At 46.2% G+C, this 15,214-nt stretch carries 16 protein-coding genes and 1 pseudogene; 4 read left to right on the forward strand and 13 right to left on the reverse strand.

Annotation, left to right across the window (positions count from 1 at the left end):
* Positions 1-6 precede the first annotated feature (6 nt).
* Both M0696_RS19250 and spsA read right to left on the reverse strand, forming a co-directional pair.
* On the reverse strand, positions 7-1,431 hold the full coding sequence (locus M0696_RS19250; RefSeq protein WP_248602294.1) for a CDP-glycerol glycerophosphotransferase family protein: 1,425 nt from the start codon (positions 1,429-1,431) through the stop codon (positions 7-9).
* 4 nt (positions 1,432-1,435) lie between these two features.
* Positions 1,436-2,206, reverse strand: coding sequence for a spore coat dTDP-glycosyltransferase SpsA (spsA, locus tag M0696_RS19255; protein WP_248602295.1), 771 nt, complete (start codon positions 2,204-2,206; stop codon positions 1,436-1,438).
* 318 nt (positions 2,207-2,524) lie between these two features.
* Here spsA and gerQ point away from each other — a divergent pair, with 318 nt between their 5' ends.
* The gene (gerQ, locus tag M0696_RS19260) at positions 2,525-3,064 is read left to right on the forward strand and encodes a spore coat protein GerQ (protein ID WP_166846965.1); all 540 of its coding nucleotides are present in this window, start codon (positions 2,525-2,527) and stop codon (positions 3,062-3,064) included.
* A gap of 43 nt (positions 3,065-3,107) precedes the next feature.
* Here the strand turns inward: gerQ and M0696_RS19265 are convergent, their stop codons facing one another.
* From M0696_RS19265 to M0696_RS19275, 3 genes are all read right to left on the reverse strand, one after another.
* A complete protein-coding gene (locus tag M0696_RS19265) occupies positions 3,108-3,479 on the reverse strand; it encodes a DUF423 domain-containing protein (protein ID WP_166846962.1) in 372 nt (123 codons plus the stop codon).
* A 61-nt stretch (positions 3,480-3,540) separates the two neighbouring features.
* On the reverse strand, positions 3,541-4,863 hold the full coding sequence (locus M0696_RS19270; RefSeq protein ID WP_248602296.1) for a purine/pyrimidine permease: 1,323 nt from the start codon (positions 4,861-4,863) through the stop codon (positions 3,541-3,543).
* Between the two features lie 18 nt (positions 4,864-4,881).
* Positions 4,882-5,196, reverse strand: coding sequence for a YwdI family protein (locus M0696_RS19275; protein WP_166846956.1), 315 nt, complete (start codon positions 5,194-5,196; stop codon positions 4,882-4,884).
* A 167-nt stretch (positions 5,197-5,363) separates the two neighbouring features.
* Between M0696_RS19275 and M0696_RS19280 the strand changes: the two genes are divergently transcribed.
* On the forward strand, positions 5,364-6,734 hold the full coding sequence (locus tag M0696_RS19280) for an aldehyde dehydrogenase (RefSeq protein ID WP_222142253.1): 1,371 nt from the start codon (positions 5,364-5,366) through the stop codon (positions 6,732-6,734).
* A gap of 25 nt (positions 6,735-6,759) precedes the next feature.
* On the opposite strand, the gene M0696_RS19285 is transcribed toward M0696_RS19280, so the two are convergent.
* From M0696_RS19285 to M0696_RS19295, 3 genes and pseudogenes are all read right to left on the reverse strand, one after another.
* Positions 6,760-7,437, reverse strand: coding sequence for a uracil-DNA glycosylase (locus M0696_RS19285; RefSeq protein ID WP_222142254.1), 678 nt, complete (start codon positions 7,435-7,437; stop codon positions 6,760-6,762).
* 14 nt (positions 7,438-7,451) lie between these two features.
* Positions 7,452-8,258 carry a glycosyltransferase family 2 protein gene (locus M0696_RS19290; RefSeq protein ID WP_222142255.1) on the reverse strand — a complete coding sequence of 269 codons (807 nt, stop codon included), beginning with the start codon at positions 8,256-8,258 and terminating at the stop codon, positions 7,452-7,454.
* A 120-nt stretch (positions 8,259-8,378) separates the two neighbouring features.
* Positions 8,379-8,575, reverse strand: a pseudogene (locus tag M0696_RS19295) (hypothetical protein); the annotation flags it as partial.
* Positions 8,576-8,676: 101 nt separating this feature from the next.
* Here M0696_RS19295 and M0696_RS19300 point away from each other — a divergent pair.
* Positions 8,677-9,492, forward strand: a complete 816-nt coding sequence (locus tag M0696_RS19300) for a bifunctional hydroxymethylpyrimidine kinase/phosphomethylpyrimidine kinase (RefSeq protein ID WP_166846944.1) — start codon at positions 8,677-8,679, stop codon at positions 9,490-9,492.
* 89 nt (positions 9,493-9,581) lie between these two features.
* On the opposite strand, the gene M0696_RS19305 is transcribed toward M0696_RS19300, so the two are convergent.
* The 3 genes from M0696_RS19305 to scrA form a co-directional block, all read right to left on the reverse strand.
* Positions 9,582-9,830 (reverse strand): hypothetical protein, encoded by a 249-nt coding sequence (locus M0696_RS19305; RefSeq protein WP_014115608.1) that lies wholly within the window; start codon positions 9,828-9,830, stop codon positions 9,582-9,584.
* A gap of 93 nt (positions 9,831-9,923) precedes the next feature.
* Positions 9,924-11,363, reverse strand: coding sequence for a sucrose-6-phosphate hydrolase (sacA, locus tag M0696_RS19310; RefSeq protein WP_166846942.1), 1,440 nt, complete (start codon positions 11,361-11,363; stop codon positions 9,924-9,926).
* Positions 11,360-12,745, reverse strand: a complete 1,386-nt coding sequence (gene scrA, locus M0696_RS19315; protein WP_166846939.1) for a PTS system sucrose transporter subunit IIBC — start codon at positions 12,743-12,745, stop codon at positions 11,360-11,362. The genes sacA and scrA overlap by 4 nt, the downstream gene beginning before the upstream one ends.
* Positions 12,746-13,045: 300 nt before the next feature.
* On the opposite strand from scrA, the gene M0696_RS19320 reads away from it, so the two are divergent.
* The gene (locus M0696_RS19320; protein WP_166846936.1) at positions 13,046-13,816 is read left to right on the forward strand and encodes a formate/nitrite transporter family protein; all 771 of its coding nucleotides are present in this window, start codon (positions 13,046-13,048) and stop codon (positions 13,814-13,816) included.
* A 39-nt stretch (positions 13,817-13,855) separates the two neighbouring features.
* Here the strand turns inward: M0696_RS19320 and sacT are convergent, their stop codons facing one another.
* Positions 13,856-14,686: a sac operon transcriptional antiterminator SacT gene (sacT, locus tag M0696_RS19325; RefSeq protein WP_166846933.1), complete on the reverse strand. Its 831-nt coding sequence runs from the start codon at positions 14,684-14,686 to the stop codon at positions 13,856-13,858.
* Positions 14,687-14,725: 39 nt separating this feature from the next.
* Positions 14,726-15,028 (reverse strand): hypothetical protein, encoded by a 303-nt coding sequence (locus M0696_RS19330; protein WP_087992814.1) that lies wholly within the window; start codon positions 15,026-15,028, stop codon positions 14,726-14,728.
* Positions 15,029-15,214 lie beyond the last annotated feature (186 nt).

Here is a 15,214-nt window from a genome sequence, read left to right on the forward strand (position 1 = left end):
ATCATTTTATTCAGTATCATCCTGCCTGTAATCAACCCCTGTTTTGGCCTTCAGTACCGCAAATAAAGCGTTTGTTGATTCTGCCACCGGATAATTGGCTGCTGTGAATGCCAGACGCACCTCTTCTGCTTTTTGATGCACGGCGGGACTTCGAAGAACCTCAATAAGCGTGCGCGCCAGTTCATCCGGCTGATCAAACATAAAATCGCCAAGAGACTCATAATACGGATACGAGCGGTTTCCGGATGATTTCCCGATCAGCGCAGGCTTTTGAAACAACATGGCTTCTAGTCCTACTGTTGAGGTTTGCGTCACTGCCGCGTCAGCATACGGCAGCAAATCATACAGATCCAGCTCCTTTTTGATGACTCTGCATGCATTATGTTTTTTCGCCGCAGCGTGATACAGATCAAGTTTGTTTTTTCCGATTTCCCAAGGATGAGGTTTAATGATAATTTGCAGTTGTTTCTGATCAGAAAGCCCTTCTAGCACACCGGAATAAAAGTCTTCCGAAAAGGGCTGGGTTGCAATGAGCACAATTTTTTTAGACGGATGAAAAGCAAGTTTTCGATAGAATGTGGACATGTCTATAGGGGTTCTGTTAAAGATTTGATCGAAGCGGGGGTGCCCCGTTACGAGAATCTGCTCAGGTTTACAGCCTTTTCGTATGAACCATTCCGCTTCATACGCACCAAAAACAGCTTGATAGGTTGTAAAAACAGGAATGAAGGCTTCATCTCCCATCAATGCGCCATGCTGAAGACAAATGCTGACGGCCCCTCTCCTCTGACACATGAGAGCGAGCACCCTGCTGTAAATATCTTCTGCGGTTCCGACGATAACGGCAGAAATCTTCTCCTGCTTAAACAGCGAATCAACCGTATCAATGGCTTCCATAAATAAAGGAATATCTTTATAAAGCCGGTCGCGAAACGCTTGATCACCGAATGCCGGGTGGTCATCAAAAGGGGCGAGAATCGAACAGGCTGTTTCGAGATACGGTTTCGGATCGCCTTTTTGGCATGATTCCGCAATCTCACGCTTGTTAATCACAGGCAGATCACAATAATGCGGCAAACTCCATCTGGCCAAAACAGCTGTTTTTTCAGGATCAAATTGATAGTAATTTTCGTTTGAAAAACGCAGGTAATCAAAGTGCAAAATGACTTTCCCCTTAACAGGTCCGTCGTTTGTTTTGACTATATTTTGTATTTTCTCTTCAAAAAACGGCTGAATCTGCCCTTCATCGATATGCTGATCCACCGATCCGAATAACTCCGGTTCTTCTTCCATCATCACCCTCAGCTCAGGGCTGATGTATTGATAAAAATTACTGATAAGTCCCAGCGGAATCCCCTTGTAACGAAGTCTGTCAAAAAGCTCCACATACTTCCGGTACAGCACCCAATAATTGCTTAAATAGGCCGACAAGCTCTCACCCCATTCCAAGCTTTTTTAATGATTCACGCAGCTCGCGGCAATTGCGCTGCGTAGGAAGGTTCCTGACAAATTCATTTTTTTCTGATTCAAACAGCTGAAAGTGAATCGATTGGTCGGTAATATAGTTCAGATCCAGCTCCTCAGCCAGCGGGTAAAACGGATAAAAATGGTTGACTCTCCAAAAGAACCGGGCATCTCCAATCCGGTAAAACGCCGGGCTTTCATCCCAATAGGAGCCAAACTTCTCCTTTACCTTCTCAAGCACAGAATACCTGTGCATCACCGAGCAATGATCGATGGCGCACGGCGCGTTCCATGTCACTTGAGCGGCAGGCCTGGCAGTTTCTTTTACAATGTCGCCATTTTCGTTTAAATGATAGGTTTTTGAGGCTGAGTAAATCACAGCCTTTTCAGGATGGGCATCGAGCTCCCGCACCATTTTCAGGAGCCGGTCCGGCATATAGACGTTGTCATCCGTTGCATAGGTGATATATTCACCTTCCGCCATCTCAATCGCCTGATTGATCAGCGCCGCGTACCTCGTTTTTTCCGTTCTTTCCTTTACTCCAGATACATCACTTTGATAAAAACGCACTCGGTTATCATTCAAAAAAGGACGGATTACATTCAGCGTCTCATCATTGGAGTTGTCATCCATAATAAACAATTCAAAATCTGAAAACGTTTGTGAGAGTATGCTAGAAATGGACTTTGCCACATAATCGCTTTTGTTATAGCTCGTCATAATAACTGATACTTTCGGCAAATCCTACACCTCCTTCTTGAAACTTCACACCTGAAACTAACGTTATCTTATGTTGCTTATGCGCAAGTTGCGCTAGGGATACAAACCAATATGCGAAAAGTTTGTGTATGTCTATGAAAAACAGCAACTGCCCAGAACGAAATCTGTGCCGTCTGCTGTTCTTTTCCGCATATTCCAAGCATCAGCCTCATAAGGTGAAAGAGATAAAAATCGCACCAGCGACTAAGATCGTTTTCCATCGGAGGTGAGTCATCGCGGAGCGTTCATCTATACATCCGGAACATGTTTTGATTGGTTTTCATAAAAAGGAGGAACGATATGAAACCGAAAAAAAATCAATATCAGCAAATGCAGGGATTTGATAATATGCAGGGGTATCAGCCTCAGTACGGCGCCAATCCGTACCCGCAGCAAGGCCAAGGCGGACAAATGCAGATGATGGGGATGCAGCCAATGATGCCAACAATGCAGCAGGGGCAGCAAGGACAGCAGGGCTTCGGATTCCCGGGCCAGCAGCAAGGCGGCGGGTTTCAAATTCCATCAGGGCCGACACCGTCAGCGCCGGGCCAAAGCGTTCCCGGCATGCTGCCTGTTGAGGAATCTTACATTGAGAATATTTTGCGCCTGAACCGGGGAAAAACGGCCACCATTTATATGACATTTGAAAACAGCAAGGAATGGGGCTCGAAGATCTTTCGCGGCGTCATCGAGGCAGCGGGACGGGATCACATTATCCTCAGCGACCCGAAATCAGGAACACGCTACCTGCTCCTGACAATCTACCTCGATTACATTACATTTGATGAAGAAATTGCGTATACGTATCCATATACCATGTCGTCCTATTCGCCAAGATAAAGAAAAAGCCAATCACTCATATGATGAGGATTGGCTTTTTTGTTTATAGATATTTGACGGCTGCGACAACGATCATAATCCAAGAAATAATAAACGCCACACCGCCGAGCGGAGTAATAGCCCCAAGAATGGAGACTTGCGTCAGACTGAGAATATATAAGCTTCCGGAAAACAGCACGATTCCCGCGAACATCAGCCAGCCGGCCGTCGTGACACTTCCGATGCCGGATAATTTATCGGCGAGAAACGCGACAACGAAAAGCCCAAGAGCGTGATACATATGATACTGCACGCCTGTGTGCCAAACCTGAAGATATTTATCAGGAATTTTCCCTTCTAATCCGTGAGCGCCAAATGCCCCGAGCCCCACGGCAAGCAAGGCGTTAATAGCCCCTAATATGATAAAAACTTTCATTTATCTCTCCCGCCTTTTCGTTAAACTCATATCATTTATCTTATCGCACCTGTACCAAAATTCAACGTTTGTTCTCCGATGACACGAGATTGTCGGATTTTCTCCTGCGCCAAAGCTGAAACTGGTCTGCAGCTATTGCAGCAAGCGTCCCTAATACTAGCCCGTTACTTAACAAAGAAATAAATACCGGATGCAATCCCTTTAATGCAGTTTCAGGAACAAACATGATGCCGACCCCTGTCAGCAGCGAGATGCCGATCACAGACCGCACCCTTTTCAGTTCTGCTTTCTCATATGAATCAAACTCTGCAAATGCCAGACCTCCCATTGCGGAGAACACAACGAAATTTACCGCGAATCCAACGGGTGACGGCAGGCTCGCAAACGCATTCATAAAAAACGGGATCACGCTGATCAAGACAACCAAAACACTGCCGATCATAAACGGTTTTTTAGAAGACATTTTAGTCGTCTCAATAAAACCTGCGGCTCCCGAAATCGGAACCGGAGCAATGGCTCCCGTCAAACCGCTAAGCAGATGGCTGAATGAGGCGGCAAAACCTGCATGTCGTTCGTGATGCTGTTCATCCAGCTGTTTGCCGAATTTCTTCACAGCGATGTCCACAACCTTCATGCTTGCCAGCATATTCACGATCAGCAAGATGGTAATAAAAATTGAGGTGATGATCAGGCCGCTGTTAAATAACGGGGTGCCAAAAGGAAACAGGGAAGGCAGCTGAAACAGCCGATCCGGCATTTCAATCGGCTTTGCAGCCCCGGCAGCCGCAAACAGCACCCACCCGCCAAACAGGGCCAATAGAATCGAATATTGCTTGAAAAACATGATGTTCGAATTTGTCATCATAAAGGCGGCAGCGATCACAACAAGTGCCAAGCCAAATACAAGACCGTCCACACTGTCCTTACGATAGCCGATTCCAAGAATTCCTTTTATAATGGGCTGACTCAGCTGCATCACTAGAAGCAATAAATAGACGCCCGTTACAACTGGGGTAAACAAGGCGGCAAGCCGGTCAATGACCTTGAAGACACTTAACAAAAAGAAACATACAGCGCTTACAAGAAGAGCTCCCTGCAAACCGCGCAGTGTGTCCCCATATGTCGCAAACACAGTTCCCGTCAGCCCGGCGTAGATCGTATACACTCCCCACCACAAGCCCGCGGGGCTTTCATTGATCGGCAGTCTGTGGCCTTTCAAACACTGAATGACGGCGGCAATTCCCAGTACAAAAAAAGTGCTTTGGATCAATCTCGCAGAATCAGAGTGATCCAGATGAAACGACTGGGCAACCGCCACCGGAACAACAATCGCCGCAGCAATGATAAACGCTGTCCATTGCAGCGCACCAAGAACCAATTTCACGTAGCTCAACCTTTCTCATTAAAAATCAAATAAAGACTCTCCGTTTCCGTCCTCTTCCTGCTTCTCTTTTTCTTGTTTTCGATATTTGTTTAATCCCGCGCTTCCCATCATTTTTTCCATCATCAGCTGGTCTGTCGATGGCGGTGCGGCAGGACTTGGCGTGCTGCTCGGCTGTATGCGGGGCGCGCTCGTCTCTGGCTGATCCAGCACGACGTCACACAAAGAACGGACAACCGCTACGTAACGCTTCAGCTCCTCATCCCGTTCAGCTGTCTTTGCTTTTTTCAGCTCCTCTTCCATCTTTTGAATCAAAGCAGATATATGAATGTTCATCAAGAACCCTCCAAAAAATAAATGTCGTCTTCCTGCATTTTATCAAATTCCTGCTGCAAACGCAGATATGAGTTTGTTATTTTTTCTAACAAACCTTTCGCATTTGACAAGCAGAAGAGATTTTTCACATAATAAATCGCCATACCTTACGAAAAAGGAGCGATGGAATGAACAGCATACCCTCTATCGTCAGCAAGCATAAAGCATATTTTGCGGCGGGGCATACGAGACCGCTAGAATCGAGACTGGACATGTTGCAGAAGCTGAAACAAGCCATCAAAACACATGAAGCCGATCTCACAGCTGCTCTCTATCAAGATCTCCACAAATCCGAACAAGAAGCATACACAACGGAAATCGGAATCGTGTTGGAGGAAATCAGCTTTGTGATGAAAAGACTGGGAAAATGGGCCAAGCCGAAACGAGTCAAAACGCCGCTGACCCATCTAGGCTCCAAAAGCATCATCATACCTGAGCCGTATGGAACCGTTTTGGTGGTTGCGCCATGGAACTATCCCCTGCAGCTGGCGCTTTCTCCCTTGATTGGAGCCATTGCCGCCGGGAACACGGTCGTTCTCAAACCATCAGAATATACGCCGGCTGTTTCCGCTGTTCTTTCCAAACTCATCAGCAATGTTTTTCCGAGTGATTATGTCGCTATGGCGGAAGGCGGGCCCGACGTCAGCACAGCATTATTACAGCAGCCCTTTGACTATATTTTCTTCACCGGCAGCGTTGCCGTGGGAAAAATCGTCATGGAGGCTGCCGCTAAACAATTAATTCCCGTCACCTTGGAGCTCGGCGGCAAAAGCCCCTGCATTGTCCATAAAGATGCTGACATACAGCTTGCCGCCAAACGCATTATCTTCGGTAAATTCACGAATGCGGGACAAACCTGCATCGCACCGGATTATTTATTAGTCCACGAAGACATCAAAACAAAGCTCACAGAAGAAATGAAGCGTGCGATTAGTGAATTTTACGGCTCTCAGCCCGAACGTAATCCGCAGTACGGCAAAATCGTCAGTGAGCGCCACTACCAGCGGCTGCTCAGCTTTCTGAGCGATGGCGTCCCCCTCATAGGCGGACAGTTTGATCATGATCACCACAAAATAGCGCCGACAATTCTTGAGCAAGTGAAGGAAGACTCTCCAGTGATGCAGGAGGAGATTTTCGGGCCGATTCTTCCGTTATTTACGTACGGTAATATCGATGAAGTCATTGAGAAAGTCCAATCGCGCCCAAAGCCACTTGCTCTGTATGTTTTCACTACAAATAAAGAAATCGAGCGGGCTGTTTTAGAGAACCTGTCGTTTGGCGGAGGCTGTGTCAATGATACGTTAATGCACGTCGCGACACCGTATTTGCCATTCGGCGGCGTCGGAGAAAGCGGCATCGGCAGCTATCACGGATTTGACAGCTTTAACACATTTACGCACAAAAAAAGCGTCGTCAAACAAACGAACCGCTTCGACTTCGCTTTTCGTTATCCTTCCTCCAAAAACGGGCTGCGACTGATTCGGAAAATACTTAAATAAAAAAGCGCAGATGATCTGCGCTTTTTTACAAATCCTTTATACACCAATCAATCGGTGCCTCTCCCATTTTCTCCAAGCACGCATTCGCCCGGGAAAACGGTCTGCTCCCGAAAAATCCGTTTCTTGCCGAAAACGGGCTGGGATGCGTGGATTCAATGATAAAATGCTTGGACGTGTCGATCCGTTCTTTTTTCATTTGAGCATGCCGGCCCCATAAAATAAAGACAATCGGCCGCTCCCTTTCATTCAGAACGTCAATAACCCGGTCCGTCAGACGCTCCCAGCCTTTTCCCTTATGGGAATTCGCCTGTCCGCGCCTTACGGTCAGCACAGTATTCAACAAAAGAACCCCTTGCTTTGACCAACTCACAAGCGACCCGTGATTCGGGATGCTGCACCCGATGTCCTGCTGCAGCTCAAGAAAGATATTCCTTAATGAAGGCGGCTGCTTCACACCCGGCTTTACGGAGAAGCTTAAGCCTTGAGCCTGTCCTGGCCCGTGATATGGATCTTGGCCGAGAATGACGACCTTCACATCATCGTATGGGGTATAATGCAGCGCATTAAAAATATCCCGGCTGTCCGGATATACCGTTTGCTCCTTGTATTCCCGCTTCAGCATTTCTCTGAGCTCTTGATAATACGGTTTCTCAAACTCTTCCTTCAGCTGATTCCACCAGCTGTCTTGTAAAAGCTGTTTCAAGATTCAGGCCTCCCTTACGAACGATGTAGTCTGGAATAGACAGGTTTGCCATCCCAAACGATCTCACTTTGTACTTCCCGTCTTTTCATCTCAGGCTCTTCAAGCAGGACGGCAAAGTTTTTCGTCGGCAGTTCCCCGAGTCCATGCTTTTCACTTAAACGATCCAAATATTGTTTCCGCTTGGCGCCAAGGTCCGCGGACTGATTGTCTCCCGCGTCACTGAAGGCATAAATTACACTGGCAATAGGGACACGCTTCACTCGGTACTCCTTTGCAGCGCGCAAATAAAAATCCCAATCCCAATAATTATGCACATCAGCATCGAAATACCCGATTTCATCATGCAGAAAACGTCTATACATGCTGCCCGACGGCACGTATGTAGAGAACACTCTCATATCCTCGTAGTCAGCGGTATAAGCAAACAGCTTCCGCGAAACTGGATATCTTGTTCCGTTTTTCTCTTCAAACGAGACAATTTCTGCATCAGAATGAACGAAATCTGCCGTTTCTATTTCCTTCGCCATTCTTTCCACATGCCCCGGTGTAAAGAAATCATCGTCATCACAAAGCATAATGCAATCGCCTGACGCCTCTTTTACACCGGCATTTCTCGCAGCCACATGCCCCGAGTTCTTTTCTAAATTGATGACGGCAATCGGCAGTTCCGGATACAGTGCTTTGACAGGCACGACCGATTCACCGGCATCATTCACAATAATAATTTCATACGGCTTCATGGTCTGCTGCGAAATCGACTCCAGAAGCTCACACAAAGCCGGAATCCGATTATAGGTCACAATTACGATAGAAATCTTCATGATGCTCTCCTTCTCATTTTCATAGTCATGTACTATTAAAACATATATTGGACGGGAGATCAGTGGGAATATCCTACCGAAACAGTAATGCGGCACCGATCAAAAGCATCAAGATCAGTGCCAGAGCTTAGATTGATAGACCGGCTGCAGCACAAGCGCATAAGAAAGACACAAAAAAGCAAAGGCTTCATCGTCCCAATTCCTCAAGATGTCTGTCATACTAGATCCATCTAATAAAAACAAAGATATCATGAAGGCCAGCAGCACAAAGGACCCCAATTGAACATCAAAAGGCGCATTTTCTGGTTACATGCAAACCCCTCTTGGTATTGTCAAATGATTCCTATCGTTCTTCTATATTGTGATACAGAGAAAATCTAACTATAATGAAAGACAAAACACGATGGAGGTTCAAGACATGTCTATGCATAAAGCACTCACCATTGCCGGCTCAGATTCCAGCGGCGGTGCTGGGATTCAAGCCGATTTAAAAACATTTCAAGAAAAAAATGTATACGGGATGACCGCCTTAACGGTGATCGTTGCGATGGACCCAAACAACAGCTGGGACCATCAAGTGTTCCCGATCGATACTGATACAATCCGCGCCCAGCTTGCAACGATTACGGATGGCATCGGTGTGGACGCCATGAAAACAGGGATGCTGCCAACCGTTGACATTATCGAACTTGCGGCAAAAACGATCAAAGAAAAACAATTAAAAAATATTGTAATCGACCCGGTTATGGTTTGCAAAGGGGCTAATGAAGTCCTTTATCCAGAGCACGCCCAAGCCCTCCGTGAACAATTAGCGCCGCTAGCCACTGTCATTACACCGAATCTGTTTGAAGCCAGCCAGCTCAGCGGCATGGATGAATTAAAAACAGTTGACGATATGATCGAAGCCGCGAAAAAAATTCACGCACTCGGCGCTCAATACGTTGTCATTACAGGCGGAGGCAAACTCAAACACGAAAAAGCCGTCGATGTTCTCTATGACGGAGAAACAGCGGAAGTCCTTGAAAGCGAAATGATCGATACGCCTTATACACATGGTGCAGGCTGTACCTTCTCAGCAGCCGTGACTGCGGAGCTCGCCAAAGGTGCCGAAGTCAAAGAAGCCATTTACGCAGCGAAAGAATTCATTACCGCTGCCATTAAAGAATCCTTCCCGTTAAACCAGTATGTCGGACCTACGAAGCATTCTGCGCTGCGCCTGACTAAACAATCATAAACAAAAAAGGCTGCCTTACAGAGAGGCAGCTTTTTTATACACCCGAAGACTTTTCACAGAAAAAACTGCCGATCCCATCGGCAGCCTGTTTATTTGACTTTTAAATTGTTCGCAGATTTCCTCAAAAATGCTTCTATCGACTGGACAAAAAGTGCATATTCCTTCATTTGCTCATATGCTCGCGAAAGAATTTCCGCTGTTTCACTGTGCGGTGTTGTCCCGCCAAGCATTTTTTTCAGCTGCAGCAGCACATCCTTATATTCTTCACGCTTATCTTCAACTTGGTCCGCAGCCTTTTCCAAACATTCCGGTGTTATCTTCTGTTCATGTATATTCAAGAAAACAACTCCTTTTACTGAAAAAAATAGTAGGTTATCGTTGAAGAATAGCACAGATGGCACAGATTTCACATAAGAAAAAAGAAGGATTTCCTACATAAGTGTCCAAATTCCGACGTTCATTTCAGATTTTCCGATCGATCTGGCCGTTATTTCATGATTTCCCGGGAAAGGAAAATATCTCGCACTGAAAACCTCTTCTCCATTATTGATAAAGATTTCTATAGATGACGCATCGATAAACATGTGCACGGTATGCAAATCCTTGATGCGGCAATGTCTCGCTTCTGTTCGTTTTCCATCGAAGCTCATTCGCTCCAGCGTAACAACCCCCTTGTTCTTATCAAAGGAGAACGCAGCCGTACCGCGGATACTGATTGAAAAGCCAGACTCTGTATCAATATCTTCAATCAAGATCTCAGCTCTTTCAGGGTTTTCAACCGGAAGCGCACCAGATGATTCATGCATGTTGATTTGTATTTTCTTCTCATTTCTGCGCATGGCTTTCAGCTCAGGCAGCGGCTGCTGAATCAGCTTCTCTCCTGATAGCGTCAGCTGTCTCGGCAGCGTCATACAGTGAATCCAGTGATAGTCAATCGTCGGATGAGACCCTTCATCCTGATCAGGCACAGCCATCCATGCAAACAAAATCCGCCTTCCCTGATCGTCTTCAAGTGTTTGTGGCGCATAAAAATCAAAACCTTGATCAAGCTCTGCAAAAGCGCCATGCCTCAGTTCAGGCTTGTTATAATCGAGACGCCCGACAAAATAACCTGATTGATACACGTTCTGATAACGAAAACCCTCAGCCTCAAGACCCTGAGGCGAGACAATCAGCACATCGGATCCCTGAAGAGAAAACAAGTCAGGGCATTCCCACATGTACCCGAAATCGGTTAGCCCGTTAAAGCCCGCGCCAGTTATCGGGCCGAGAAATCTCCACTCTATCAGGTTATCAGAAGCAAACAAAACAGCGTGTCCTTGCATATTCTCCGTTTGTGCACCGATTACCATGTACCATGTGCCTTCATGCTCCCATACCTTCGGATCGCGAAAATGGGGCGTGTATCCTTCTGGGAGGCGGGCGACGACACCCTTTTTCTCAAAGGTAAGCCCGTCGTCAGATACAGCAAGGCACTGATATGTTTCCCGATTCCCATCCTGATCCCTGACATTTCCTGTGTAAAACAGATAGAGCCGATCGTCTTTCGTGACAGCGCTGCCCGAGTAGCAGCCGTTTTTATCGAACCAATCACTCGGAGCGAGCGCAATGTCTTCCCGCTTCCAATTCACAACATCCTGTGTCGTATAATGCCCCCAAAATTTCGCGCCGTGCCCCGTCTGAAACGGCTGCCACTGAAAGAATACATGATAGCTGCCCTTCCAATATATCACGCCATTCGGGTCATTCAGCAGCCCAACCGGCGGCATGATGTGAAAATGCTGGCGATGCGGATCACTGTCAGCGATAGGCTCTTTTTTCTCCACTTCTTCATAAGCCCGGCGGCGAAGCTCGTGATCATATGCTGTCATTTTTTTCTCCCCTCATCCTCATTAATCTTCATGATAAACGCTGCAATGAACGCTGACACTGCCGCAATGGCCATCCCAATCAGATAGTTGATCAAGTTGCCCATGCCAAACGGCGCAGCAATGGCGATCATTGGAATACCCGTTAACCCATAAGCGTTTGCAGCAACATGAGTAAAGACGACATATGCACCGCCCAATGCGCCTCCGATCATCGCGGCGATAAACGGTTTTCGGTAGCGAAGGTTAACTCCGAATATGACGGGCTCAGTAATGCCGAGAAAAGCGGAAAATGCAGCCGGAAGCGCGATTTCTTTTGTCTTTGCCTTTTTCGCCATAAAGAAGACGGCAAGGCCTGCCCCGCCCTGTGCGACATTCGCCATTGACCAGATCGGCAGCAAATAGTTTTTGCCTATATCTGCAATAAGCCCTGCCTCAATCGCATGGAAGCTGTGATGAACGCCTGTCAGCACGATAAGTGAATACGTGCCACCGAAAATCAGACCCGCAACAAAACCGGCATGGTCATATACATAAGTTAAAGCAACCGTAATCCCGGAGCCAAGCGCTCTTCCCAGAGGGCCAATCGCAATAAAAGCAACAAACCCGGTGACAATTACAGTAACAAAAGGTGTAACAAGCAAATCTACCGCATGCGGAACCACTTTTCTTGTCCATTTCTCTACCTTGCTCATTACATAAACCGCCAGCAGAACAGGGATGACAGTTCCCTGATAGCCTAGAAGCGCAATATCAAATCCGAAAAGATGCATATAATCAGGTGTCGCTTCAGCCAAACCCCATGGATTCAAAAGGTTTGGATGAATCATGATTCCCCCGATGACCGCTCCCAAGTACGGGTTGCTGCCAAATTCTTTTGAAGCGCTTACTCCGATTAGAATCGGCAAGAAAATGAATGCTGCACTTGAAAACATATCAAGCAGCTGAAAAACTGCAGAATCCTTGCTCATCCAATGAAACGCATTGATCATACCCAGCAATCCCATTAATAGGCCGCTGGCTACAATAGCCGGGATAATTGGGACAAAAATATTAGAAAGCGTTTTCGCAAATCTAGCAGCGGGATTCAGCTTTTCTTTTGCCGCATCCTGATGATTTACGTGTTCCTCACGCTCAATATCAGCTTCTTTAGAAAAAGCATCGAATACTTTATTCACAAGGCCCGTTCCGAAAATGATCTGGTACTGGCCAGAGCTGCTGAAAGCGCCTTTGACGCCATCAAGCTCTTCTACTTGTGCTTGATCTATCTTTGATTCATCTTTAATCACTAAACGCAGTCTTGTTGCACAATGAGCCGCACTGATAATATTTTCCTTCCCACCGAGAAGCTCAATGAGGCGTATTGCAGTCTCTTTGTAATCCATTTGTTTCTCCCCCTTTTATTTAAACAAAAAAGACCTAAAATTCGCCAACGAATAAAGGACACAGCGATCCTTTTTCATTTACGCAAATTTTAGGTCTTGCCTGCTTTACCAGTCACAATCCCGCTTATTTAGATTGAGAATACGCTTTCATCATAAATCATGATAGCGTTTTCGTCAACTGTTTTTTAGTTAAATAGTTTGATAAAACATATAGACATAAATTCGTAAAAATTAATTGTGAATTATTTCACAATATCATGCTATACTATGCTCAACCATAAAAGAAAGCAGGAAAAGACAATGGAAGCTCAAGCATTGCAAAAGGTTGAACAGTACGCTTTGAAAAAACAAAACATATTTGTTTCTAGCAAAATCCGTTATGTGCTCAGATCCATTTTAGCCAGCATGTTTATCGGTTTCGGCATTACAGCCGCAAGTAAAACAGGCAGCTATTTCTCCATGGCGGATTCTCCGTTTGCCTTTCCGGCAGCCGCTGTCACATTCGGGGCCGCAATACTGCTGATTGCTTACGGGGGCGGGGATTTATTTACCGGCAACACCTTTTATTTCACTTATACCGCGCTCCGAAAAAAAATCCGCTGGCGCGATACCCTGTACCTGTGGATGTTTAGCTATGCCGGCAATTTGATCGGCGCCATTCTATTTGCCATTCTGATCAGCGCGACAGGACTTTTTGAGGAGGCTTCTATTCATTCCTTTTTGATTCATCTGGCAGAGCACAAAATGGAGCCGCCCGCTTCTGAGCTGTTTTTCAGAGGAATGCTTTGCAATTGGCTTGTGTGCCTCGCCTTTTTTATTCCGATGTCTCTCAAAGACGAAGGAGCAAAGCTGTTTGCCATGATGCTTTTCGTTTTCTGTTTCTTTATTTCCGGTTTTGAGCACAGCATTGCCAATATGTGCACATTCGCCATCTCCCTTTTGATCGAGCACCCTGATACGTTGACACTGATGGGGGCAGTCAGAAACTTAATTCCTGTGACGCTCGGCAATCTGACCGCGGGAATGGTAATGATGGGCTGGATGTACTACACGCTCAATCCCGATAAATAAAAAAAACTTCCAGAGATCACTCCCTGCAAGTCAATGCGGTTATTCCGAGAGATCTTGAAGACGCTGGACATGCAGCGTGATATAGCCGGCCTCGGACTCCGGCAAATGTAATTGATATTCATTTTTCAAAAACTCCGCCAGCTCCAGCGCACATTGATAGGCAAATGAATACTTTTTTTGGATGAAATAAAGCATCTCCTCGTCCATACGATGGAGCGCTTCATTTGATTCCAACCGGCTGACCGCGTATCGCAAATGCGTGACAAGGCGTTGATAGGAAATGCTGTTTTCATCCACCTTTCGATTAAAGTATTGTTCTATTTTCTCTATCATTTCTTTGATCATGGTCGTATGCTTCAGCGCTGAATACATGCTCTCCGCATCCATCTTCGCCGTATGGATGTGAAGGGCAATATAACCAGCTTCATCTTCAGGCAGAGACACACCCAATGTCTCTTTTACATGTCCGATCGCCCACAGGCCAATCTCATATTCCTTTTTATAAAGCGCCTTGATCTCATGCAGCAATTTATTCTGCACAAGCAGCCCATTTTGAATCCTTTCGATCGCAAAGGATAAATGGTCAGAAAGCGCGATATGAATGTGGTCGCTCAGTGGCGCCGCGAGCTCCCCTTCCGCATAGCTGATGATATCCTCAGCTATTTCAATATGCTCCTCCGGCAGCGTTTGCAGGATTTGTTTAAACTTTTCATTCTCATCGTGCACGACAAATATCTTTTCCACTTTATTCATAGGGATGAGGTCATTTTTCTTTTTTTGAAAAGCGATTCCCGGTCCCATCACGATTTTTTCCTGATCATCTTCTTTTATTAAAGCCGCATTGTTGTTTAATACTTTATAGATTTTCAAGAGGCTACCTCTCCCGCCAATTAGCTTTTGACTGGGATTTTACCTCCTTTTGACCGCCATGTAAAGATGCGGGCCAGCTCTCTCCTGCTTTGGCGATTCCTTGAAGGCTTGCAGACACCTTCTCTTATAAAGCGCGGCGGCTTTCGCTTTCTGTTTTTCTTCATCATTCACAGCCATCCGCCATTCATAAAACGAAACAAGCCCTGCGGCTTGCACCGCCGCTTTTCTTTGGTATGTACGCTGAGCCGAATAGACCGCGGCAGCCGCAGTTTTTCTGTCCGGCGTCACCCAGTTCATCAAAAAGACCATCCACACCCGTAAAGATACAAGCAAACGTTTCATAGAAAAACATCCCTCCGCTTCTTTTTGGCAGGCAGCCTTTTTAGCAGCCCGTTTTTTCAGCCGCAGCCCGCGGGAAAAGCGGCCGATTTCTTTTCCCGCAAACTAGCAGCTCTAGCAAAACTCATGACTCTATGATAGACCGTGGAAAGAGAATTCTTTGTCACAATATGAGTGAAAAAACCAACT

The organism is Bacillus rugosus (assembly GCF_023238245.1).
In the GTDB taxonomy this organism is placed as follows: Bacteria; Bacillota; Bacilli; order Bacillales; family Bacillaceae; genus Bacillus; species Bacillus rugosus.

What these genes read in the sequence shown, in the direction of transcription:
- M0696_RS19280 (WP_222142253.1), top strand. Translation starts at nt 5,364, where the DNA reads ATGAACAGCATACCCTCTATCGTCAGCAAGCATAAAGCATATTTTGCG.
- M0696_RS19265 (WP_166846962.1), bottom strand. Translation starts at nt 3,479, where the DNA reads ATGAAAGTTTTTATCATATTAGGGGCTATTAACGCCTTGCTTGCCGTG.
- M0696_RS19275 (WP_166846956.1), bottom strand. Translation starts at nt 5,196, where the DNA reads ATGAACATTCATATATCTGCTTTGATTCAAAAGATGGAAGAGGAGCTG.
- M0696_RS19320 (WP_166846936.1), top strand. Translation starts at nt 13,046, where the DNA reads ATGGAAGCTCAAGCATTGCAAAAGGTTGAACAGTACGCTTTGAAAAAA.
- M0696_RS19300 (WP_166846944.1), top strand. Translation starts at nt 8,677, where the DNA reads ATGTCTATGCATAAAGCACTCACCATTGCCGGCTCAGATTCCAGCGGC.
- M0696_RS19290 (WP_222142255.1), bottom strand. Translation starts at nt 8,258, where the DNA reads ATGAAGATTTCTATCGTAATTGTGACCTATAATCGGATTCCGGCTTTG.
- gerQ (WP_166846965.1), top strand. Translation starts at nt 2,525, where the DNA reads ATGAAACCGAAAAAAAATCAATATCAGCAAATGCAGGGATTTGATAAT.
- sacA (WP_166846942.1), bottom strand. Translation starts at nt 11,363, where the DNA reads ATGACAGCATATGATCACGAGCTTCGCCGCCGGGCTTATGAAGAAGTG.
- scrA (WP_166846939.1), bottom strand. Translation starts at nt 12,745, where the DNA reads ATGGATTACAAAGAGACTGCAATACGCCTCATTGAGCTTCTCGGTGGG.
- M0696_RS19330 (WP_087992814.1), bottom strand. Translation starts at nt 15,028, where the DNA reads ATGAAACGTTTGCTTGTATCTTTACGGGTGTGGATGGTCTTTTTGATG.